Source organism: Paraburkholderia tropica, from assembly GCF_914484835.1.
Classification (GTDB): Bacteria; Pseudomonadota; Gammaproteobacteria; order Burkholderiales; family Burkholderiaceae; genus Paraburkholderia; species Paraburkholderia tropica_A.
In genome coordinates, this window is the sequence record NZ_CAJZAR010000079.1 from 50,727 (window position 1) to 72,197 (window position 21,471).

Annotated in this window: 19 protein-coding genes; 2 read left to right on the forward strand and 17 right to left on the reverse strand. The window is 66.8% G+C overall.

The window, feature by feature from the left end; genetic code table 11:
• Positions 1–28: 28 nt before the first annotated feature.
• The 11 genes from LDO54_RS29730 to LDO54_RS29780 all read right to left on the reverse strand — a co-directional run bounded on the left by LDO54_RS29730 (position 29) and on the right by LDO54_RS29780 (position 12,613).
• Positions 29–967, reverse strand: a complete 939-nt coding sequence (locus LDO54_RS29730; RefSeq protein WP_224014753.1) for a ribokinase — start codon at positions 965–967, stop codon at positions 29–31.
• The gene (locus LDO54_RS29735) at positions 964–1,452 is read right to left on the reverse strand and encodes an RbsD/FucU family protein (protein WP_224014755.1); all 489 of its coding nucleotides are present in this window, start codon (positions 1,450–1,452) and stop codon (positions 964–966) included. The genes LDO54_RS29730 and LDO54_RS29735 overlap by 4 nt, the downstream gene beginning before the upstream one ends.
• A gap of 84 nt (positions 1,453–1,536) precedes the next feature.
• Positions 1,537–3,927, reverse strand: a complete 2,391-nt coding sequence (locus LDO54_RS29740) for an aldehyde dehydrogenase family protein (RefSeq protein WP_224014756.1) — start codon at positions 3,925–3,927, stop codon at positions 1,537–1,539.
• A 52-nt stretch (positions 3,928–3,979) separates the two neighbouring features.
• The gene (deoC, locus tag LDO54_RS29745; protein ID WP_224014758.1) at positions 3,980–5,032 is read right to left on the reverse strand and encodes a deoxyribose-phosphate aldolase; all 1,053 of its coding nucleotides are present in this window, start codon (positions 5,030–5,032) and stop codon (positions 3,980–3,982) included.
• A gap of 178 nt (positions 5,033–5,210) precedes the next feature.
• Complete coding sequence (locus LDO54_RS29750) at positions 5,211–6,833, reverse strand: FGGY-family carbohydrate kinase (protein ID WP_224014760.1); 1,623 nt, start codon at positions 6,831–6,833, stop codon at positions 5,211–5,213.
• A gap of 53 nt (positions 6,834–6,886) precedes the next feature.
• Positions 6,887–7,615, reverse strand: a complete 729-nt coding sequence (locus LDO54_RS29755; protein ID WP_224014761.1) for an SDR family oxidoreductase — start codon at positions 7,613–7,615, stop codon at positions 6,887–6,889.
• Between the two features lie 20 nt (positions 7,616–7,635).
• Positions 7,636–8,910, reverse strand: coding sequence for a sugar ABC transporter permease (locus LDO54_RS29760; RefSeq protein WP_224014763.1), 1,275 nt, complete (start codon positions 8,908–8,910; stop codon positions 7,636–7,638).
• Positions 8,911–8,921: 11 nt separating this feature from the next.
• Positions 8,922–9,758, reverse strand: coding sequence for an ATP-binding cassette domain-containing protein (locus LDO54_RS29765; protein ID WP_224014765.1), 837 nt, complete (start codon positions 9,756–9,758; stop codon positions 8,922–8,924).
• A gap of 92 nt (positions 9,759–9,850) precedes the next feature.
• Entirely contained in the window at positions 9,851–10,909 is a 1,059-nt protein-coding gene (locus tag LDO54_RS29770; protein WP_224014767.1) for an ABC transporter substrate-binding protein, read from the reverse strand.
• A gap of 116 nt (positions 10,910–11,025) precedes the next feature.
• Entirely contained in the window at positions 11,026–11,943 is a 918-nt protein-coding gene (locus tag LDO54_RS29775; protein ID WP_224015206.1) for an AraC family transcriptional regulator, read from the reverse strand.
• Between the two features lie 481 nt (positions 11,944–12,424).
• Entirely contained in the window at positions 12,425–12,613 is a 189-nt protein-coding gene (locus LDO54_RS29780) for a hypothetical protein (protein ID WP_224014769.1), read from the reverse strand.
• Between the two features lie 428 nt (positions 12,614–13,041).
• Between LDO54_RS29780 and LDO54_RS29785 the strand changes: the two genes are divergently transcribed.
• Positions 13,042–14,943, forward strand: coding sequence for a trypsin-like peptidase domain-containing protein (locus LDO54_RS29785; RefSeq protein WP_224014771.1), 1,902 nt, complete (start codon positions 13,042–13,044; stop codon positions 14,941–14,943).
• Positions 14,944–14,993: 50 nt separating this feature from the next.
• Here the strand turns inward: LDO54_RS29785 and LDO54_RS29790 are convergent, their stop codons facing one another.
• On the reverse strand, positions 14,994–15,521 hold the full coding sequence (locus LDO54_RS29790; RefSeq protein ID WP_224014773.1) for a hypothetical protein: 528 nt from the start codon (positions 15,519–15,521) through the stop codon (positions 14,994–14,996).
• 195 nt (positions 15,522–15,716) lie between these two features.
• A complete protein-coding gene (locus LDO54_RS29795; protein WP_224014775.1) occupies positions 15,717–15,905 on the reverse strand; it encodes a hypothetical protein in 189 nt (62 codons plus the stop codon).
• Positions 15,906–15,987: 82 nt separating this feature from the next.
• Here LDO54_RS29795 and LDO54_RS29800 point away from each other — a divergent pair, with 82 nt between their 5' ends.
• Entirely contained in the window at positions 15,988–17,439 is a 1,452-nt protein-coding gene (locus LDO54_RS29800; protein WP_224014777.1) for an MFS transporter, read from the forward strand.
• A 102-nt stretch (positions 17,440–17,541) separates the two neighbouring features.
• Here the strand turns inward: LDO54_RS29800 and LDO54_RS29805 are convergent, their stop codons facing one another.
• The 4 genes from LDO54_RS29805 to LDO54_RS29820 all read right to left on the reverse strand — a co-directional run bounded on the left by LDO54_RS29805 (position 17,542) and on the right by LDO54_RS29820 (position 21,362).
• A complete protein-coding gene (locus tag LDO54_RS29805) occupies positions 17,542–18,450 on the reverse strand; it encodes a LysR substrate-binding domain-containing protein (protein ID WP_224014779.1) in 909 nt (302 codons plus the stop codon).
• Positions 18,451–18,811: 361 nt separating this feature from the next.
• A complete protein-coding gene (locus LDO54_RS29810) occupies positions 18,812–19,195 on the reverse strand; it encodes a VOC family protein (RefSeq protein WP_224014781.1) in 384 nt (127 codons plus the stop codon).
• Positions 19,196–19,226: 31 nt separating this feature from the next.
• Positions 19,227–20,156, reverse strand: coding sequence for a hydroxymethylglutaryl-CoA lyase (locus LDO54_RS29815; RefSeq protein WP_224014783.1), 930 nt, complete (start codon positions 20,154–20,156; stop codon positions 19,227–19,229).
• A gap of 15 nt (positions 20,157–20,171) precedes the next feature.
• Positions 20,172–21,362, reverse strand: coding sequence for a CaiB/BaiF CoA transferase family protein (locus tag LDO54_RS29820; RefSeq protein WP_224014785.1), 1,191 nt, complete (start codon positions 21,360–21,362; stop codon positions 20,172–20,174).
• Between the last annotated feature and the right edge of the window lie 109 nt (positions 21,363–21,471).

Here is a 21,471-nt window from a genome sequence, read left to right on the forward strand (position 1 = left end):
GTGCGAGTTCGTCAACGCGCGCCGCGTTTCAATGCGCCGCCACGGGCGCGCGCGCGAGCATCGCGTCCACTTCCGCGCGCGTGGGCATGGACGGCGCGGTGCCGGGACGCGTCACCGAAATGCCCGCGAGCGCGCAACCGAAACGCGTGGCCGCGAGCGCGTCGTCGCCGCGCGCGAGTGCCGCCGCGAAACCGCCAGTGAAGCCGTCGCCCGCGCCCGCCGTTTCCACCACCGGCCCGCATTGGTACGCGGGCAGCAGCACCGAGGCGTCGCGCGTGTGCAGCAGCGCGCCCGCCTCGCCAAGCGTGACGACCACCGCGCCCGCGCCCTTCGCGAGCAGCACGTCGGCGGCGCGGCGCGCGTCGTCGGCGTTGCGCACTTCGATGCCGGTGAGCGCGGCCGCTTCGGTTTCGTTAGGCGTGACGTAATCGCAGAGCGCGTAGATATCGTCGGGCAGCGCCATCGCGGGCGCCGGATTGAACACCGTGGTCACGCCATGGCGACGCGCGATTTCGAGCCCGCGACGCGCGGCGTCGAGCGGCTGTTCGAGTTGCGTGACGAACACGCGCGAGGCCGCGATATCGGCTTCGATCGCTTCGGCATCGGCGGCTTCCATCGTGCCCGCCGCGCCCGGCGCGACGATGATCGCGTTCATGCCCGTGGTTTCGTCGACGAAGATATGCGCCGCGCCCGTGGCCATGCCGTCGATGGCCGGAGCACGCGCGGTGATGCCTTCAGCGGCCCAGGTCGCGCGCGCGATCTCGCCGAACGCGTCGTTGCCCAGACGCGTGCAGAACACCACGTCCGCGCCCGCACGCGCCGCCGCCACCGCCTGATTCGAGCCCTTGCCGCCCGGCCCCATCGCGAACGCCGAGCCCGCGATGGTCTCGCCGATCACCGGCATGCGACGCGCGCGAAACGCGAGATCGGTCACATAAATCCCGAGGATGACGACGCGCTCGCTCATCGTCCCGGCTCCTGCGAGTGCGTGGCGCCCGGCGCATCGGGCGCGAGGATCACGCCCTTCGTGAACACGAAGCAGCCGTAGCCGCGCGCCTCGCCCGTGGCGATCACACAATAGGCCTTGCGCGCGCGGGCGTAGAACGCATGACGCTCGATCGACGCAAACGGCACGGCGCGGCCTTCGGCGGCGTCGACTTCGGCTTGCGCCTCGCGCTGCACGGTGGGAATCGTGTTCGGTTCGCCGACCACTTCCATGCGCATCGCGGGCGTTTCCACGAAGGTGTCGAGCGGCAGCACCGAGAGAATGGCGCGCACGGCACGCGGCGCATCGGCGCCGTCCATGCGCAGCAGCTTGCCGAGCACCGTCGCGCGCGCGACGGAATCGGCCGGGAAATTCGCATCGCAGACGATCAGTTCGTCGCCATGACCCATCGCGCGCAACGCCTGCAGGACGTCGGCGTTCAGCAGCGGGTCCAGATTCTTCAGCATGAATGTCTCCTCCGTAGAGTGTGCGGCGCGCGCTTTGTTTTATGCGTTCGCGAGCCGCCCGGTGATCCGCTCAATCAATCACGATCAATCGCCATAAGGTATCCAGATGTTCTTCACCTGCACCGCGTGACGCAGGAACGGCAGTCCCGCATTCGCGCGATCGAACCAGTCGAACTGCTTGCCGTAATCGACGAAGGTGCGCTTGAGATTGCCCACCGATTCGCGCTCCGCGAGCGCCGAATCGGCGGCCGTGCCGAAGCACCAGAGCGCATCCACGTCGTCGTGTTTCGCGAGCGCGGGCAGCAAGGCGGCGCGCTCGCCAGTGAGAATGTTGAGCACGCCCGCAGGCACGTCCGAGGTTTCCACGACCTGATAAAGATCCGTGGCCGCGAGCGGGCTCGTCTCGCTCGCGAGCACCACCACGCGATTGCCCATCGCCAGCGCGGGCGCGACGAGCGAAACGAACGCGAGCAGCGGCGCTTCGTCGGGACACGCGATGCCGATCACGCCGAGCGCTTCATGCATGGCGAGCGCCACGCCGCGCAGCGGCGGCGTATGCACCGCGCCGTCGAATTTGTCGGCCCAGGCGGCGTAGGTGAAGAGGCGGTCGATGGACGCCTCCACTTCGCGCGTGGCGGCGCGGGCGTCGTAACCGGCGCGGCGCACCAACTGGCGCGCGAATTCCTCGGCGCGGGCGCTGAGGTTTTCCGCGAGGTAATACAGCACCTGGGCGCGGTTGTGCGTGCTCGCCTGCGTCCACTTCTGCGCGCCGCGCGCGGCGGCCACGGCGTCGCGCACGTCCTTGCGGCTGCCCGCGCCCACTTCGCCGATCCACTCGCCATTCGGTGCGTAGACCGGATGCGAATAACCGCTATCGGGACGTACCTGCTTGCCGCCGATAAACAGCTTCGGAGTCCGATCAAGCGATGAACCCGATCCGCTTGATGCACTCGCTTCCTGACGCTCTGCGCGTTCCGCGCGCGGCGCGCGCATCGGCAGCTTGCTCCAGTCGGCGGGCTTCAGATATTCGTAAACGCCTTCGCGTCCGCCCTCGCGTCCGAATCCCGATTCGCGATAGCCGCCGAAACCCACGCTCGCGTCGAACAGATTCGTCGCGTTGATCCACACGACGCCGCATTGCAGACGCGGCGCGATATCGAGCGCGCGCCCGATGGTCTCGCTCCAGACGCTGGCCGCGAGCCCATAGCGCGAGTTGTTCGCGAGCGCCACGGCTTCCTCGGGCGTGCGGAAACTCATCGCCGCGAGCACCGGGCCGAAGATCTCCTCTTGCGCGAGCGTCGAAGCGGGCGCGACATCGGTCACGAGCGTCGGCGGATAGAAACAGCCGCCTGCGGGCAACGCCACTTCGGCGGGCTGCCACACCGTGCAGCCTTCGCGCTTGCCCGCTTCCACGAGCGAACTGATGCGTTCGAGCTGCACCGGATCGACGATCGCGCCGATATCGATACCCTTGTCGAGCGAATTCCCTACGCGCAGCGTGCTCATGCGGCGCTTGAGCTTCTCGATGAAGCGCGCTTCCACGCCTTCCTGCACGAGCAGACGCGAACCGGCGCAGCAGACTTGCCCCTGGTTGAACCAGATCGCGTCAACGACGCCTTCGACCGCGCCGTCGAGATCGGCGTCGTCGAAGACGATGAACGGCGACTTGCCGCCCAGTTCGAGCGTAAGCGACTTGCCCGAGCCCGCTGTGGCGGTGCGAATCTGGCGGCCCACTTCGGTCGATCCCGTGAACGCGATCTTGTCGACGCCCGGCTGCTCGACGAGCGCCGCGCCCGTGCCGCCATCGCCGGTCACCACGTTGAGCACGCCCTTCGGCAACCCCGCGCGATGCGCGAGTTCGGCGAACAGCAGCGCGGTGAGCGGCGTGTATTCGGCGGGCTTGAGCACCACGCAATTACCGAGCGCGATGGCGGGCGCGACCTTCCACGCGAGCATCAGCAGCGGAAAATTCCACGGCACGATCTGGCCGATCACACCAAGCGGCGACCAGCATGATAGTTCGGTATCCTGAAGTTGCGCCCAGCCCGCATGATGCAGGAAGTGACGCGCGACCAGCGGAACGTCGATGTCGCGCGTTTCGCGAATCGGTTTGCCGTTGTCGAGCGCTTCGAGCACGGCGAACAGGCGACTGTGCCGCTGCACCATGCGCGAAAGCGCGTAGAGATGACGCGCGCGCGCCGCGCCGCCGAGCGCCTGCCAGGCGGGCTGCGCCGCGCGGGCCGCCGCAACGGCTGCGGCGACGTCGTCGGCGTTGCCTTGCGCGACTTGTGCGAGCGGCTCGCCCGTGGCGGGCGCGCGCACTTCGAAGCGCTCGCCGCCTGCGGGCGCACGCCACGCGCCGTCGATGAAATGCCCAAACACGCCTTCGTGCTGCGCGAGCCACGCGCGCACCGGCTGATCGTCCTCGGGGGCGGGACCGTAATCCATCGTTCGAAAGTACTCGGCTACGCTCATCGGTGTGGTCTGGTCAAAGTGATTGCGTATCACTGCGCGCGGCTCGCCGCGATCAGGCAACGGGGTGGCGATGGAACGCGGAATAGCGCTCGCTCACGTGATGTTCCAGCTGGCGCTCGATATCGGCGAGCAGACTCGATGCGCCGAAGCGGAACAGATCCGGTTCGAGCCACGGCCGCCCCAACTCCTCTTTCATCAGGATCTGATACGCGAGCGCCGACTTCGCCGTGGAAACGCCGCCCGCGGGCTTGAAACCGACGAGCACGCCGGTGCGCTCGCGATACTCACGGATCATGCGCACCATCACGAGCGAGACGTCGAGCGTGGCGTTCACGCCTTCCTTGCCCGTCGACGTCTTGATGAAATCCGCGCCCGCCATCATGCAGACCATCGAGGCCTTCGCAATGTTCGACAGCACGCGGATATCGCCGGTCGCGAGAATGGCCTTCAGATGCGCGTCGCCGCAGGCCGCGCGGAACTCGCGCACTTCGTCGTAGAGCGCGCGCCAGTTGCCCGTGAGCACGTATTCGCGCGTGACGACGATATCGATTTCCTTTGCGCCGTCGGCGACCGAGGCTTCGATTTCCTTGAGCTTGAGCGCGTGCGGATTGAGCCCCGCCGGAAAGCCCGTGGACACCGCCGCGACCGGAATGCCGCTGCCGTCGAGCGCGTCGACGGCGGCCGCGACGAAACGGTGATAGACGCACACCGCGCCGGTCTTGATCGACTCGGGCGCCATGCCGAGCGCGGCGAGCAGGTCGGCCCGCACGGGATGGCGCGCTTTCGCGCAGAGGCGGCGCACGCGGCCTTCGGTGTCGTCGCCGCTGAGCGTGGTGAGGTCGATGCAGGTAATGGCCTTCAGGAGCCACGCGGCCTGCGCGTCTTTCTTGACGGCGCGGCGCGTACCGAGCGTGGCCGTGCGGCGTTCGACGGCGGATTGATTGACGCGCAAGGCGTCGATCCACGCCGTGTCGAACGCCGTGCCGGGATTGCGATCGAGGTGAACGTCTGTCGTGCCGGACACGACAGACGCAGCAGGCGCGGCGGACGTGGCGTGTCGCAACGCGACGACAGGTTGCTTGGAGGCTTCAGACGCTGTGGGCATACGCTTTGAGCTTGATTAGGCTGGCGAAGTCTGTCTAGCGAAATTTGTGCAATGCACATCAAACCGTGATGGTTTATTTGCACTCATCCTATACCGATGAAACGATCGTGACAATACTCGTTACAATCGTATCGCTAACGTTAGCAAGCTGTCTCGCGCCAAGCTCCCATCGACGCATTCAGCGGATCGCGCGCGCCACGCTCTGCAATTGCCGGAACGCGTCGTAACGCGCGTCGTGCAGCGCCGCGATCTCGCCCGTGGCAGGCGCATGCGTCGCGCCGATCCGAGACATCGCCGACATCGCCGTGCGCACGTCGCCATACAAGCCGCCCGCCACGCTGCCGAGCATTGCCGCGCCGAGCAACACGGGCTCATCGGCCTGCGTGACGAGCACGGGTTTGCCGGTTGAATCCGCGAGCAGTTGGCGCACGAGATCGAGCCGCCCCGCGCCGCCGCTGATCACTACGCGATCGACCGCCGCGCCCGCCGCCGCCTGCACCTCGATGATCTGCCGCAGCCCATAACCGATGCTCGCGATCCCCGCGATATAGAGCGCAACGAGGCTCGCGCGATCGGTCTCCATGCCGAGCCCCGCGATCACGGCGCGCGCGTGAGGATCGGCGAATGGCGCGCGGTTGCCGAGGAATTCGGGCACCACGTGCAGGCCATCGGCGAGCGCAATCGCGCCAGAGAAATCGCTGAACTGCTGTGCCGCGAGACCGGCAAGCATGACGGGCAGCGACTGCCCTTCGTCCGCCGCGCGGCGCTGCATCTCGGGCGCGAGCGGATGCATGCCGAGCAGCCGTTCGATGGCCGCGCCCGCGACCGACTGCCCGCCTTCGTTGAGCCACGTGCGCGGCACCATCGCCGAGTAATACGGACCCCAGACGCCGGGCACGAACACGGGTTCGCGCGTGGTCGTCATCGTGCATGACGAGGTGCCGAACACATAGGCGAGACACGATTCGGGCGCGCCGTCCGCGCCCACGGTGCCGATGCCGCCCGCGTGCGCATCGATCACGCCCGCCGCGACCGGCGTGCCCGCGCGCAGGCCGAGTTCGGCGGCGGCTTGCGCCGTCAAACCCTGGCCGAGCGGCGTGCCCGGTTCGACCACGCGTTCGCCGATGCGCGCGAAGCCTTCGTCGGCGAGCACGTCGAGGCCCACCGCGCGAAAATAGCTCTCGTCCCAGCGCTGTTCGTGCGCGAGATAGGTCCATTTGCAGGTCACGGTGCAGGTCGAACGCGCGAGGTCGCCGCTCGCGCGCCACGTGAGGAAGTCGGTGAGATCGAAGAACTGCCAGGCGGCGTCGAATACGGCGGGCCGATGCTCGCGCAGCCACAGCAGCTTGGGCGTTTCCATCTCCGGCGAGATCTTGCCGCCGACGAACTTCAGCACCGCATGATTCGTCGCGTTGATGCGCTCGGCCTGCTCGACGGCGCGATGATCCATCCACACGATGATGTCGCGTCCCGCCTGTTCCGAAGGTCCCACCGGCAAGGATTGACCGCCCTCGCCGAGCACGACGAGCGAACAGGTGGCGTCGAAGCCAATCCCGGCGATCTGCCCCGGCTCCACGCCCGCCTGCGCGAGCGCGTCCTTCACGGACTGGCACACGGCGTTCCAGATTTCGCCGCTCGATTGTTCGACGATGGCGCCGCTCTCATGAAAAACGGTGATGTCGTGCTTCGCGGAGGCCACCATGCGGCCAGCCGGATCGAAAATGCCGGCGCGGGCGCTGCCCGTGCCGACGTCCACGCCGATCGCGTAACGCGTGGCGGCGTTCAGGGTGTCAGAAGTCATGGCTCGTTCAATGGGGAAACGGTTCGTGGCGAATTACCTGGCATCCCTGACGATCAGAGATCGACGCTGCTCGGCAGAATCACGAGGTCGCGGATCGTCACGTTGCGCCCACGCGTGAGCATGAACACCACCGCTTCCGCGACTTCGACCGGCTGCATCAGGCTGCCCGCCGCGAGCGCCTCTTCCATCTTCGCTTTCGGCCAGTCGTCGAGCAAGGCGGTCACGACCGGCCCAGGCAGCACCGCGCCCACGCGCACGCCGTGCTTCGCGACCTGGCGGCGCGTGGTGTGCACGAAGGCCTGCACGGCGAACTTCGAGGCCGTGTAGATCGGCTCCCACACCACCGGCACCACGCCCGCCACCGAACTCGTGAACAGAATATCGCCCGACTTCTGCGCGACCAGATGCGGCAGCACCGCATGCACCGAGCGGAACGCCGCGTTGACGTTGAGATTGAGCATGCGGTCCCATTCGTCGGGATTGCCGCTCGTCACTTCGCCGCCCACATAGGTGCCCGCGTTCGCGTGAAAAATGTCGAGGCCGCCCGCGAGTTGCAGAATCTTCGGCAGCATCGCCGAGACTTCCGCTGGTTGCAGCAGATCCACCTGCAAGGGCAAGGCGTTCGGACCGAGTTCAGCGCAGCACGCCGCGAGCCGATCCTGCGCGCGGTCGATCAGCACGACCTTCGCGCCCTGCGCGATCAGCGCGCGCGCACATTCGAAGCCGATACCCGAAGCCGCGCCCGTGATGGCGGCCACCTTCCCTTTGATCGATTCAGACATGGAGTCTCCGGTGTGTTGATTTACGCGCGGCCGTGCGAGACACGCGAACGGCGCGCGAGCGAGTCGACGATCACCGCGATCGCCAACACGGCGCCGGTAATCATGAAGCGCAGCGACGACGAGAGATTCAGCAATGTGAGGCCGCTCGCAATCGACTGGATCACGATGATGCCGAGCACCGCCGACCACGCGCTGCCGCGTCCGCCGAACAGGCTCGTGCCGCCGATCACGGCCGCCGCGATGGCGTTGAGGTTGACGTCGCCGGTCCCGGCCTGCTGACTCGCCGAAGCGAGCCGCGCCGCCGTGAGCACGCCGCCGAGCGCGGCGAAGCTCGCGCACAGCACGAAGGCGCTCGTGTAGATGGCGCTGACCTTGATGCCCGCGCGCCGCGCCGCTTCGCGGTTGCCGCCCACGGCGTTCATCGAGCGGCCCCAGCGCGTGCGCTTGAGCGCGTAATCCATCGCCACGGCGAGGCCGAGGAACAGGCCGAACATCAGCGGCACGCCGCGTCCGCGATCGAGATAGCTGACGACGACTTCGAGAAACACGGTGAGGATCGCGCCGCGCGCCACGAGGCCGCCGATCGACGGTGCGGAGAGCCGCGCCGCGCGCCGACGCTCGCGCGTGCGCAGTCCGATCAGCACGATCGCCACGCCGGGCAGCAAGGCGATCACGTGCGAAACCATCGCCGGAATGATCATCAGCTGTCCGAAGTTCACCATCGTCGAGCCATACGGCAGATTGATCGAACCGTCGGTACCGAGCACGTAGAGTTGCAGGCCGAGAATCGCTAGCAGGCCCGCGAGCGTGGAGACGAAGCTCGGCATGCCGAGTCGGTTCAGCAGCAGCGCGTAGAGCGCGCCGACGATGCCGCCCACCACCACGGCAGCAGCGATGGCGAGCAGCACGGGCCAGCCCTGATTGACCCAGAGCGTGCCCACGAGCGCCGAGGCGAAGCCGCTCATCGACCCGACCGAAAGATCGATCTCGCCAACCAGCAGCACGCAGACGATGCCGAGCGAAATCACGCCGACCGTCGAGCAGTCGAACAGCAGATTGACGAGATTGTCGGCGGAGAGAAAGACCGGATTCAGGCTCGTAAACACGGTCCAGATGATGACGAGGCCCACGATCACCGGCAGCGAGCCGAGATCGCCGGAACGGACCCGGTCGACGAAAGCGGAAACGGTATCGCCGATACCGGCCGCGTGCTTCACGCGCACGTCGCTGCGGTCGAGCAGCGGTGAAGGCTGCGAAGGCGACGGAGGCGGCGCGCTATGGATGTCCTTGCTCATGAGAGTGCCTTTCACTGAACGTCCTGTTGCGAGTGCTGTTGTGGCGCTTGCGGCGGCTGCATCTGGCGGCGCCCCGCGCGGCGCGAGACGGCGTTTTCGGTCGCGCCCGTGATCGCGGCCACGAGTTCGGCGTTGGAGGAATCGGGATAGAACACGCCGTTGTTGCGGCCCAGACGCAGCACCACGATGCGGTCGGCCACAGCGCGCACGTCCTCCATGTTGTGGCTGATCATGATGACCGCGTGGCCGCGGTCGCGCACACGCTCGATCAGATTCAGCACTTCGGCGGTCTGCGCCACGCCGAGCGCGGCCGTGGGTTCGTCGAGCATGATCAGCTTCGGATCGAGCAGCAGCGAACGCGCGATCGCCACCGTCTGGCGCTGGCCGCCCGACAGCGAAGCCACCACGTCGCGCACGCTCGGAATGCGCGCGGACAGTTCGTTGAGCAGCGTCCACGCGCGCACTTCCATCTGCACCTCGTCGAGACGCAGCGGGCTCAGCTCGCGGCCGAGAAAGATATTGGCGACCACGTCGAGGTTTTCGCACAGCGCGAGATCCTGAAACACGGTAGCGATGCCGAGATCGAGCGCCGTCGCCGGGTCGGAGAGCACGACTTCCTCGCCGCGAAACGTGATGGTGCCCGCGCTCGGCTGATGCACGCCCGCGAGGATTTTCACCAGCGTGGATTTGCCCGCGCCGTTGTCGCCGACGAGGGCGACCACTTCGCCCGCGCGCACGTCGAGTTCGATGTCGGTCAGCGCCGAGACCGCGCCGAAGTGCTTCGAGACGCCGCGCAGACTCAGCACGAGTTCGCCGGGCGGCGCGTCGGTCGTGGAAGGTTCAGTCATGAAAAGGTGCTCCTGAATGCTGCCAGCGGGACCGGCGCGTGCCGGACCCCGCCGTCGATGCCATTGCTGTGTGAGAGGTGTTTATCGAACCATCAGTTAGCAATGCCGAGTTTCTTGCAACCGTCCGCGTAACGGCCCGTGCACAGATCCTTGCCGCTCGCGAAACCCTTGTCGACGACTTCCGCCTTGAGGTTCTGCGCCGTGATCACCGCCGGCTTGAACAGTTGCGTCGGCGTCTTGTAGAGCGTCGTTTCGCCCTTCGGCGCCTGGCCCGAGAGGAAGCCCACGGCCACCTTCGCCGCCGCGCCCGCCACGATCTCGCTGGGCTTGAGAATCGTGTTGTACTGGTCGCCCGCGATGATCAGCTGCAAGCCCGCGAGCGTCGCGTCGTTGCCGGTCACGGGCGGCACGGGATTCACGCCGGCGGCCTTGAACGCGGCGATGGTGCCGCCCGCCGTGCCGTCGTTGGCCGCCACCACGCCCACGATCTGCGTGCTGAAGCGCGTGATCTGGCCGCTCACCCACTGCTGCGCCTTCGGCGGCGCCCACTCGGGCGTGTCGTATTCGGCTAGCGTCTTGAAGCCGCTGCCTTCGAGCCCTTCGTGAATGCCCTTCTTGATGAGCCCCGCCGCCGCGTCGGTCGGCGAGCCGTTGACTTCGAGCACGCCGCCCTTGGCCGCCGTGACGCCGCTGGCCTTCAGATGCTGCACGAGCGATTGCGCGATCGACTTGCCGATCTCCTCGTTGTCGAACGAGACGTAGTAGTCGGCGGGCGTCGAGGGCACGGGCCGGTCGTAGGCGATGACCTTGATGCCCTGGCTCTGCGCCATGTGCACGAGCGAGGCCGCCGCCGTCGAATCGACCGGATCGAGCACGATCACCTTCGCACCCTGCGCGATCACCGAATTGAACTGTTGCTGCTGTTGCGAAGCGTCGGCGTTGGCGTTCTGGTACAGGACCTTGCAGTCCGGGCAGAGCTTGGCCATCTCGGCCTTGAAGCCCGGAAAATCGTGCTGCTCGTAGCGCGTGGACGCGTGGTCGGGCATCAGGAACGCGACCGTGCCGCTCGGCGCGGCGTGCGCCGCCTGGCCGACGGTCAGCGCGAGGCCCAGCATGGCGGCGCCGGCCGCGAAGTTCGAAAGCTTGGTCATCGGGTGTCTCCGTTGTTTGAAAATTGTTGGACTTTTTTTGGGTGCGACCGGGTTGGCGGAGGCGAATCCGCCGCTACAACACCTGCAAACAGGCGTGACAGGATGCGTGCCGCGCGTCAGGCAAGCGCCGACGCGTTCGTCGTCACGTGGGCGGATTCATTCGCACTGGCCGCGTTCACGCGATGCCACGCGCGCCAGCGCGACGGCGGCATTTCCTTGAGCAGCAGAAAATGCCGGTTGAAGTTCGAGAGATTGTTGAAGCCCACGCGATAGCAGATATCGGTAATCGTTAGCTCTCCCGACAACAGCAGCTGGCACGCAAGATCGATGCGCAAGCGGTTCACGTACTGCACGAACGGCAAGCCCGTATGGCGCCGGAAGTAACGCGAGAACGCGCTCACGCTCTGCCCCGACAGTTCCGCCAACTCCGTCTCGCGCAACTCCTGCGAAAGATTCTTGCCGATGAAGGCCAGCACATGATTGATGCGCGTGCCCGCATAGCGCGTCGGGTCGGCGCGATAAGCGGCGCTCGCGAGCTTCGCGGGTTCTGCGCCTTGCGCGAGCAGTTCGAACAATTCGATGAACAGCACGATGCGCCGCAGCCCTTGCGCGCCCAGCATCTCGCGCATGATCGGCTCGGCGGCCGCGCCCGTTTCGGGCGTGAACAGCAGGCCCCAGCGCGAGGCGTCGAGCAGCGGCTCCACGCGGCGGAACTCGGGAAAAGCGTCGATCGTGCGCGCGATGAAGTCCGCATCGAATTGCAGGACGAGGCAACGTTCGTCGACACGCTCGCCGCCCGCCACGCTGCTCACCCAGTTATGCGGCAGGTTCGCACCCATCATCACGAGATTGCCGGGCTCGAAATTGCCGATGTAATCGCCGACGAAGTACTTGCCCGTGGTCGACGTGATCAGGTGGATTTCGTACTCGGGATGAAAATGCCAGCGCACCGTCCGGTACGGATAGCCGTGCGACCAGACCTTGAACGACTCGTCGCGCGGCACGGCCACCAGTTCGAGATCCGGCTGATCCATGCGCGTGGGACGGCCATCCGTGGGGCGGCCGTCCGCTGCGCGCGCATCCTTGTGCGCCTTGATCGGGTGACTCGCTTGCATCTGCGCTTGCATGTGTCTTCCTCCTGCGCCCTTTCTTGATTTTTTCTTGCGGCTCGCAGTCCGCGCGAGGGCGGCTGCCATGAGTGAAAAAGTAACCGTATCGGCGGCGTCTCACCACTGAAAATAAGACCGCCGATTGATACTTTTTTGCATTCGGGTAAGTCCGTATCGTCGGCAAAGTCAACTTTTGTGCAGGGCAACACCCTGTGCGGCGGGGCACGCAGGCCGATCGGATCGACCGCGAATAATCCGGGGCGGTGAGATCGCCGCGCAAAAACGCAGTACAAAAAAAACGGCGCCTGCCCGCGTGTGCGAGCAAGGCGCCGATCCGGCGTCGGGCGCGTGCGCCCTGCGATTCGATGGGCGCGCGAGCTATGCGCGCCATTCGGTCAATCGCCGATCAATACCCGTAATGCGGGTGATGATCACGCGGATGATGATGCCAACGCACCGGATGGCAACGGCGCTCAGGATGGCCATGAATCCACACGCGGTGGCATTCCATGCGCGGATGGGCGCTGGCAGCTTGAGGAATGGCGATCGCCGACGTGGCGACCAGGGCGGCGGCAAACAGGACACGCTTGAGCATGGGGACTACGATCTCCGGTTGATGAATGGGGCCCGGATGGTGCCACAAAGCCCGCGAGCGCGCAGTCGCGTCCGCAAGCCGATCGCAAGCAAGACCACGAGCGTCACCTCGAGCGTGACCACAAACGCGCCTCGCCAGTACCGATTTCCCCGTTGTGCCAGTGCTTGTGTCGGATGGTGCGCTAGAAAACAAATGGGTCTCGACTTCGCGCGCGCCGCGTCTACACTGATTTCGTGGATGATGCGTCGCGCCCTCGAACGCCGGGCCGCACTGTCCACCCGCCAGCATGACGACCATCGGGGAGGTGTCTTGTGCTACGCCTGTTTCCTTTGAGTGCCGCGCGCTCCGCCGCCGCGGCCGCGCTGGCGTGTGCCGGCGTCTGTTGCGGCGGCGCTCATGCGGCTACGCCATCGGCGTCGTCCGCGACGGTGCAGTCCGCATCGTCATCCTCGACCTCGTCGGCGTCCGCGAAAAAATCCGCGAGCAAGGCCGTTGCGAAGGCCAACGCCGCGCAGGCCCAGGCGCTCGCGCCGGCGGCCGGCCTCAACGACGGTTCAGCCGCCGCATCGGGCAGCGCATCGGACTTCGCCACCTTCGTCGACCGCTATGGTCCCGCCGTCGTGCACGTGAGCGCGCGCGCCGCCGACGACCAGACCGCGCCGCCCGAGCAGGAAGCCATCGACAGCGACGATCCGTTCTCCGCATTCTTCCGGCGCAACCAGCGCACGCGCGCCAGCACGGCGTCCGCCCAGATGAGCCAGACGGGCCAGACGAGCCCGGCGGGCGCGCCGCGCGTGATGACGGGCGCGGGCTCCGGCTTCATCGTCAGCCCGGACGGCCTGATTCTCACGACCGCGCACGTCGTCGACAATGCCGGCGACGTCGTCGTGCATCTCACCGACCACCGCGCATTCAAGGCCGAAGTCGTGGCCGTCGACACGCAGAGCGACGTCGCCATCCTGCAGATCGACGCGCAGGATCTGCCGTTCGTGAAGCTCGGCGACTCGTCGAAGGTGCGCGTCGGCGAACCCGTGCTGACGATCGGCTCGCCCGACAGCTTCCAGAACACGGTGACGACCGGCATCGTCAGCGCGACCTCGCGCACGCTCGCGGACGGCCGCTCGTTCCCGTTCTTCCAGACCGAAGTGCCCGTGAATCCCGACAATTCGGGCGGCCCGCTGTTCAATCGCGCGGGCGAGGTGATCGGCATCGCCGTGCAGGTGTACGGCGACGGCGAGCGCTACTCGAGCCTGACCTTCGCGATTCCGATCGAGGCGGCCAACTCGTTCCGCGCGCAACTGGCGCAGGCCGGGCGCGGGACCAAGGGCGCGGCGAACGCGAAGGACGGCGACGCGGCGGATGCGGTCGATGCCGTGGATGACGCGGCGCCGGCCAAGCCGCGCACGTCGTCGACGTTCGGCATGCACGTCGAGGACGTGAGCCCCGGACTCGCGGCGGCGCTCGGGCTGACGCGCGCGGGCGGCGCGCTCGTGGACAGCGTCGCGCCGGGCTCGGCGGCAGCGGCGGCGGGCCTGAGGGCGGGCGATGTGATCGTGAAGGTCGGCAATGCGGCGGTCCCGCAGTCGTCGGCGCTGGCCGGGCAACTGGCCGCGCTGCCGCCCGCCACACCGACGTCGATCAGGCTGATCCGGGGCCGCCACGCGATGACGGCGAGCTTCGCGAACGCGGCCGCCGACGCCAACAGCGACGACGCCGACGACACCGATACGGACAGCGATGCAGGCGCGGCGGCCAATATGGGCGCAAGCGCAGGCAAAAACGCGGGCGCGGCAGCGGGCACTGCCGTGGGTACCGCAGCGGGCACGGCAGCAGGCGCGGCGGCGACCCTGGCAGGCGGCGCGGCGCTCACGGACAGCGTGGCCGCGAATCCCGTCAGGAAGGCCGGTGCGGATAACGTCGCGAGCGCGGGACCGGGCGCCAGCATCGTGCCCGTGGCGATGCCGGTCACGCACGCGGCGCCTATCGGCGAGACCGGCGGTGCAGCGCGCAGCGCGAATGGGAATGGCAGCGGCACGGGCGCGAAAAGCGGCGGACGCGCCGTCGCCGACCGCCTGGGATTGACCACGCACGCGTTGAGCGAAGCCGAAAAGCGTTCGAGCGACCTGCCGCTCGGCCTGATGGTCGACGCCGCGAGCGGCCCGGCCGCGCACGCGGGCATCCAGGCGGGCGACATCGTGCTGTCGCTCGACGACACGCTCGTCGAGACCCAGCAGCAAGCCGCCACGCTCGAAGCCGTGGCGGGCAAGAGCGTCGCGGTGCTGATTCAGCGCGACAGCGCGCGCAGCTTCGTGACGGTGAAGCTGCGCTGAGGTTGCGTCTGAAGTTGCGGCTCCAGTTGCGCGGAAATCCGGCGGCACGCTCAGGACGCAAGCGTGCCGCCGATGCCACCCGATCCTCGCGATCCAACCGATCCACCCAATCCACTAAACGCGCCGACGCCGCCACGCGTGTCGCGCAGCGACAGCCCCGCCGCCGCCATCAACAGCCGCCCCTCGGCGAGCGCCACGACCGCTTCGCAGCGCCGCCCCTCGTCGGCGAGCCACTGGACGAGACGCGTATCGCGCGCCGCGTCGGCCGTGCCCGCGCCGCCCGCGACGAACAGCGTGTGAAACGCGCCCGCATTGCGCGTTCGCTCGACGCTCTCGGTCAGGATCACCACCGACGACGCGCTCTCGACCGGCCCGCCCGTCACCGATAGCGACACGAGTTCGAAACCCGCCGCCTCGTCGTCGCCGGATTGAAGCTGTGCGAGCGCGGTGGCCGCATCGTAGATCTCGATGATCGCCGCCACGTCCGGCAGCGCAAAGCCCTTGAACAGCACGAAGCCGATGCGCTTCGCCCTGGCAGGCTGTGGACCGGCGCACCGGTCGACGCACGGATCGGCCATGAAATCCGTTCGAACCGCTTGCTGTGACATGCCTCGCACGATCGCTCTCCCCAATCGAGTCCGCCGTTGATGATGCGTGTGCCTTCGCAACATCGATGCCAAAGCGCGGCTAAACACGCGGATTCGCGCAGAAATGGCGTTGCAGCGGGCCAAATCGCCGATCCAGGCAGGGAAATATCCATTGCGCATCGCGCGTTACGTAACGATTCGGGCCGCGGCGAGCGTGACGAAAGCGCGTTCGTTGCCGTTCGGCGTCAAACGTTTCCAATCAGAAACGCGTGATGCCGCGCGCTCAATCGAGCCGAAGCAGACGTTTCGCATCGGAAACCCGCGCAGCCGCGCGGGCACGCAGCCTTTCTCGTCGGGAAAGCCTGCTTGAGGCATGCGCAATTTTCGCGCTGGCCGAATTCTCCCAAACTAGGCATCAACGCGCGGACCGCGCGGCATACCTATACCAGGAGACACGATGAACAGCCAACCGATGGATCTGGGCGGCCGCGCGGCGCGCGATGCCGACACCGGCCTGCCCGCTGCCGCGCGCGAGCGGGCCGCACGCGCCGCGCAAGGCGTCACGCTAGGCGGCTTCATGGACGAGATGCCGGTCGGCGCACTGCATCGCTTCGTGGTGTGGGTCGTCGGCATCGGCCTGTTCTTCGACATGTACGAGATCTTCCTCGTCAGTTCGATCGGCTCGGCGCTGCAAAACGAATACGGGCTCGACGGACACAGCACGGGCTTCAAGCTGCTGCTGGCCTCGGCGTTCATCGGCATGTTCTTCGGCTCGCTGTGTCTGGGCAGTCTCGCGGATCGCATCGGCCGACGCCGCGCCTTTCTGCTCACGCTGGTCTGGTACAGCGCGTTTTCGCTGCTCGCCGCGTTCTCGGTCAACGCGGGCATGCTGGTGATCTGCCGCTTTCTCACGGGCGTGGGCGTCGGCGCGATCTACCCGGTCGCCGACAGCTATCTCTCCGAGATCCTGCCGAAAGACCGGCGCGGACGCCTCGCCGCGTGGGCCTACACCACTTCGTATATCGCCGTGCCGCTGGTGGGTTTTCTCGCCGTGTGGCTCAATCCGCTGCACGTGGGCGGCGTGGCGGGCTGGCGTGTGATTCTGGCGATCGGCAGCCTGGGCGCGGTGTTCGTGCTGGCCATCAAGCATCGTCTGCCCGAAAGTCCGCGCTGGCTGCTCGCGCAAGGACGCGCCGACGAAGCGCGCGCCACGCTAGGCCGTTTCGCCGATAGCGCGGGCGTCGCGCTGCCCGCCGCGTTCGTGGAAAGCGGCGAGCGCAAGCATCCGCTCACGCTCGGCGAACGTCTCGCCCTGCTGCGCCGCGCGCCTTATGGCAAGCGTTATTTCATGCTGACCGTCTTTCACCTGTTCCAGGCGTTCGGCTATTACGGCTTCGGCACGCTTGCCGGCGTGGTGGTGAAAAGCCGTGGCTTCGACGTCACGGGCAGCACGCTGTTCGTCGCGCTCTCGTTTCTCGGCTACCCGATCGGTTCACTGCTCTCCGTGCCGCTGCTCAACTGGATCGAGCGGCGCACGCTGGTGATTGCCTCGCTGATCTCGGTCGCGCTGTTCGGCCTTGGTTTCGCCTACTCGAACAGCATCGCGCTAATCGTCTGCTTTGGATTCCTGACGACTTGCGCCTCCAATGTGTTCAGCAACGCGTATCACGTCTATCAGGCGGAAATCTTTCCGGCCAGCGTGCGCTCGACGGCGATTGGCAGCACCTATTCGCTCTCGCGCATCGTCAGCAGCGCGCTGCCGTTCATCCTGCTGCCCGTGCTCAATCAGCATGGTCCGCTGGCGATGTTCGGCGTGATTTCGGCGGCGCTCGCGATTGTCGCCATCTCGCTGCGCGCGCTCGGGCCGCTCACGACGCGACGCAGCCAGGATGAAATCAATCCGGTTTAAACACACGAGTCAAGGCGCGACTTGAATCGCGCCAGCCGTTCCCGCCGGGCCGCGTGTCGCGCATTGCGCGCACGCGGCCCGCGTCGTTTTCCAGGCCAGCGTTCACTCTTCGCCGTTACGCGCCGACATGTAATCGAACAGGCTCGCGACATCGGAACTGGGCGCCTCGCCCGCCTTCACGCCGACCCACAACGTGCGCGTGGCCCATGCGTCCGCGAGCTTCACTTTCGTTACGCCGATCTTGCCGCGCGCGTCGCTGACCGAATCGCGCGGCAAGATGCCGATGCCGAGTCCGGCCTCGATCATGCGGCACACGCCATCGAAATTCGACGCCTGAATCCGCAGCTTGAGCGAGCGCTCGGCGCCGAACGCGGCATCGGTCATGCGCGCGAGCAGCGAACTGCCGTCGCTGAGGCCCACGTAATCTTCGTCGAGCGTTTCCGCGAAGCGAATGATCTCGCGCTGCGCAAACGGATGCCCCTGCGGCACGAGCAGCACGAGTTCGTCACGCCGATACAGCCGCCGCTCGATCCCCGGCGCGGGCACGTTGTCCGCGAACACGCCCAGATCGGCCTTGCCCGCGCCCAGCGCCGCGACGATCTCGTGACTCAACCGTTCTTCGAGCGACACCTTGATGCGCGGATGCGCGTTGAGAAAACCCGCGAGATCGACGGGCAGAAACTGCACGATCGCCGAGGTATTGGCCCACATGCGCACGTGGCCGCGCACGCCCGCCGCGTAATCGCCCATCTCGCTCGCCATGCGGTTGACCTGATCGACGACGCGGTTCGCATGATCGAGCAAGGCCACGCCGGCGGGCGTGAGTTCGACGCCTCGCGCGCGCCGGATGAACAGCGCGCAGTCGGTGACGCTTTCGAGTTCCGCGATGCGCTTGCTCACCGCGGACAGCGTGAGCTGCCCGTTTTCCGCGGCCTTGGTGAGACTGCCGTGCTCGGCCACGAGCAGAAAGACCCGCAGCGACTGCAGATCGAAATGAAGCGGATTGACCATAAGGAAAGACTGAAGAAGTGCCGATGCAGAAGCGATTGTGCTGCATTGGCGGCGGCGGGGAAAGTGGCGGGTGATGCAGGCGAGGCGCGGGAGCGCTGGAGAACTGGGCCGCGTGTGCCGGACAAGCAGGCAGGAAGGCGCGGACGCGCCGTTCTGGCGCGCCCGCTCACGGGCACGAAGCCCGCGCAATCGCCGCGACGTCGGCGCCCCCCGACGCCATGGCGAAGATGGGAAAGCAGGAAAACGGGAAAACTTTTTCTCCGATCGGAAACACGGCGGTTTTCCGATCGGAAACGCCGCACGCAGCGGCAAACGACAGCAGAAAACGACAGCGGCTCAAATCAGATCACATCAGATCACATCAAATCAGTTCGGAGATCTCGATCAGGTTCAGATCGGGGTCACGCACATAGACCGAGCGGATCTTCTGCGTCGCGCCCGTGCGTTCGACCGGCCCTTCCACGATCGGCCATTCGACCTGCTTCAGATGCGCGATCACCGCGTCGAGCGGCACGGCGGCGATAAAGCACAGATCGAGCGCGCCCGGCACCGGCACATGCGCCTTCGGCTCGAACTCCGCGCCGCGCACGTGCAGATTGATCTTCTGATTGCCGAAGCGAAACGCGAGACGCCCCGCGCCGAACGTTTCGAGCTGCATCTGCAGCACTTCGGTATAGAAGTGGCGGGTCGCCTCGGGGTCCACGCAGGTCAGCACCAGATGGTCGAGGTGATCGATCAAAGCCATGTTTCACTCCTTCGAATAATTTCAGTGGCGTTCAGGCGCAGGCAGGCATCGGATGCAGATCGAGCCGCCGCCCCGCCTTGAGGATCTGGCTCGTCACGTCGTGGCCGATGAGCGCGGGCAGACGCGCGGCGGCATCGAGCACCGCCGCGAGATTCACGCCGGTATCGTAGCCGTCCAGTTCGAGCATGTGAACGAGTTCCTCGGTGCACACATTGCCGGTCGCGCCCGGCGCATACGGACAACCGCCGAGCCCGCCGAGCGAAGCGTCGAAACGCACGATACCGGCATCGAGCGCCGCGAGCGTATTGGCGAGCGCCATGCCGCGCGTATTGTGAAAATGCAGCGTGAGTTCGAGCGGCGCGAACGCCGCGCCCGCGCGCGCGCACAGGTCGCGCACCTGCGCGGGATGCGCCATGCCGGTCGTATCGCAGAGCGTCACGCCGTTCACGCCCAGCCCGGCGAAACGGTCGATCCAGCCGAGCACGGTTTCCACCGGCACGTCGCCTTCCATCGGGCAGCCCATCGCCGTCGACAAGGACACGTTGATCGCTACGCCCGAGCCGCGCACGGCGCCGATCACATCGCGTAGCTGTCCGAACGATTCCTCGCGGGACATACGCAGATTCGCGCGATTATGGCTCTCGCTCACCGACATCACGAGATTCACTTCGTCGACCTTGCACGACAACGCGCGTTCCGCGCCGCGCACATTGGGCACGAGCACCGTGTAGACGACGCCCGGCACGCGCGCGATGCCGTGCATCACGGCTTCGGCGTCGCGCAGCGCGGGAATCGCTTTCGGCGAGGTGAACGAGGTCACTTCGATCTTCGCGTAGCCGCACGCGCTCAGTTGGTCGATCAGCGCGATCTTGTCGTCGGTGTCGATGAAAACCGCCTCGTTCTGGAAGCCATCGCGCGTGGCGACTTCGTTCAGCAAGAGGCGTTGGGTAGGCTGCGTCATGGTATGCGTCTCCGTTCAGATCACGCCGCGCGCGCGCCAGGCGTCGCGCGTCGCCGCGTCCACGCCGATGGACGCCAGCACCGCGTCGGTATGTTCGCCGAGTTCCGGCGCGCTGTGTTCGATGGTGCCCGGCGTCGCGTTCAGCTTCGGCACCACGCCCGGCACGCGCACCGGCGTGCCGTCGGGCAAGTGGTCCTCGACGATCATCTCGCGTGCGTGATAGTGCGGATCGGCGTCGATATCGGCCACGTCGTAAATGCGGCCCGCCGGAATGCGCGCCTCGTTGAGCGCCGCGAGCACGGCATCGAGCGGACGGCGCTCGCACCAGGCCGCAATCGCCGCGTCGATGCGCTCGACCTGCGCCACGCGTCCATCGTTCTGTGCGAGCGTCGGATCGTTGCCCAGATCGGCGCGATCGATCAGCTCCATCAGGCGGCGGAAAATGCTGTCGCCGTTGCCTGCGATCAGCGCGTACTTGCCGTCGCTGCAACGATAGGCATTGCTCGGCGCGATGCCGGGCAGGCTGCTGCCGGCCGGCTGGCGCACCGTGCCGAACACCGAATACTCGGGCAGCAGGCTCTCCATCATGTTGAACACGGACTCGTAGAGCGCGACGTCCACGACCTGACCCTTGCCGCCCTGCTGCTCGCGATGGCGCAGCGCCATCAGCACGCCGATCACGCCATGCAGCGCCGACAGCGAATCGCCGATCGAAATACCGACACGCACTGGCGTGCGCCCCGGCTCGCCGCTCAAATGACGCAAACCGCCCATCGCTTCCGCCACCACGCCGAAGCCCGGACGGTCGCGATACGGGCCGGTCTGACCGTAACCGGAAACACGCAGCATGATGAGTCCCGGATTGATCTCGCTGAGCGCTTCCCAGCCGAGCCCCCAGCCTTCGAGCGTGCCGGGCCGGAAATTCTCGATCAGCACATCGGTCTCCGCGACGAGACGCCGGATCACGTCCTGACCTTCGGGCGCACGCAGATCGAGCGTGAGCGACTGCTTGTTGCGCGACTGCGCGGCCCACCAGACCGACGTGCCTTCGTGCAGCAGACGCCATTTGCGCAGCGGGTCGCCGGTGCCGGGCGGCTCCACCTTGATCACGCTCGCGCCGAATTCGGCGAGCATCTTGCCGGCGAACGGACCCGCGATCAGTTGCCCGAGTTCGAGCACGCGAATACCGGTGAGGGGTCGTGACATGACGTCTCCAGAGTGTGTCGTTTCTGGACGTCATGATGCGCGCCGCGAGCGGCTTTGATAATCGACGGTTGCTCAACGCCGCTTGACGAAATGGAAAGCCTGCGAGCGC

Bases quoted from the DNA above. Each gene is read 5' to 3' on its own strand.
- LDO54_RS29730 (WP_224014753.1), bottom strand. From the start codon at position 967: ATGAGCGAGCGCGTCGTCATCCTCGGGATTTATGTGACCGATCTCGCG.
- LDO54_RS29735 (WP_224014755.1), bottom strand. From the start codon at position 1,452: ATGCTGAAGAATCTGGACCCGCTGCTGAACGCCGACGTCCTGCAGGCG.
- LDO54_RS29740 (WP_224014756.1), bottom strand. From the start codon at position 3,927: ATGAGCGTAGCCGAGTACTTTCGAACGATGGATTACGGTCCCGCCCCC.
- deoC (WP_224014758.1), bottom strand. From the start codon at position 5,032: ATGCCCACAGCGTCTGAAGCCTCCAAGCAACCTGTCGTCGCGTTGCGA.
- LDO54_RS29750 (WP_224014760.1), bottom strand. From the start codon at position 6,833: ATGACTTCTGACACCCTGAACGCCGCCACGCGTTACGCGATCGGCGTG.
- LDO54_RS29755 (WP_224014761.1), bottom strand. From the start codon at position 7,615: ATGTCTGAATCGATCAAAGGGAAGGTGGCCGCCATCACGGGCGCGGCT.
- LDO54_RS29760 (WP_224014763.1), bottom strand. From the start codon at position 8,910: ATGAGCAAGGACATCCATAGCGCGCCGCCTCCGTCGCCTTCGCAGCCT.
- LDO54_RS29765 (WP_224014765.1), bottom strand. From the start codon at position 9,758: ATGACTGAACCTTCCACGACCGACGCGCCGCCCGGCGAACTCGTGCTG.
- LDO54_RS29770 (WP_224014767.1), bottom strand. From the start codon at position 10,909: ATGACCAAGCTTTCGAACTTCGCGGCCGGCGCCGCCATGCTGGGCCTC.
- LDO54_RS29775 (WP_224015206.1), bottom strand. From the start codon at position 11,943: ATGGATCAGCCGGATCTCGAACTGGTGGCCGTGCCGCGCGACGAGTCG.
- LDO54_RS29780 (WP_224014769.1), bottom strand. From the start codon at position 12,613: ATGCTCAAGCGTGTCCTGTTTGCCGCCGCCCTGGTCGCCACGTCGGCG.
- LDO54_RS29790 (WP_224014773.1), bottom strand. From the start codon at position 15,521: ATGGCCGATCCGTGCGTCGACCGGTGCGCCGGTCCACAGCCTGCCAGG.
- LDO54_RS29795 (WP_224014775.1), bottom strand. From the start codon at position 15,905: ATGCCTCAAGCAGGCTTTCCCGACGAGAAAGGCTGCGTGCCCGCGCGG.
- LDO54_RS29800 (WP_224014777.1), top strand. From the start codon at position 15,988: ATGAACAGCCAACCGATGGATCTGGGCGGCCGCGCGGCGCGCGATGCC.
- LDO54_RS29805 (WP_224014779.1), bottom strand. From the start codon at position 18,450: ATGGTCAATCCGCTTCATTTCGATCTGCAGTCGCTGCGGGTCTTTCTG.
- LDO54_RS29810 (WP_224014781.1), bottom strand. From the start codon at position 19,195: ATGGCTTTGATCGATCACCTCGACCATCTGGTGCTGACCTGCGTGGAC.
- LDO54_RS29815 (WP_224014783.1), bottom strand. From the start codon at position 20,156: ATGACGCAGCCTACCCAACGCCTCTTGCTGAACGAAGTCGCCACGCGC.
- LDO54_RS29820 (WP_224014785.1), bottom strand. From the start codon at position 21,362: ATGTCACGACCCCTCACCGGTATTCGCGTGCTCGAACTCGGGCAACTG.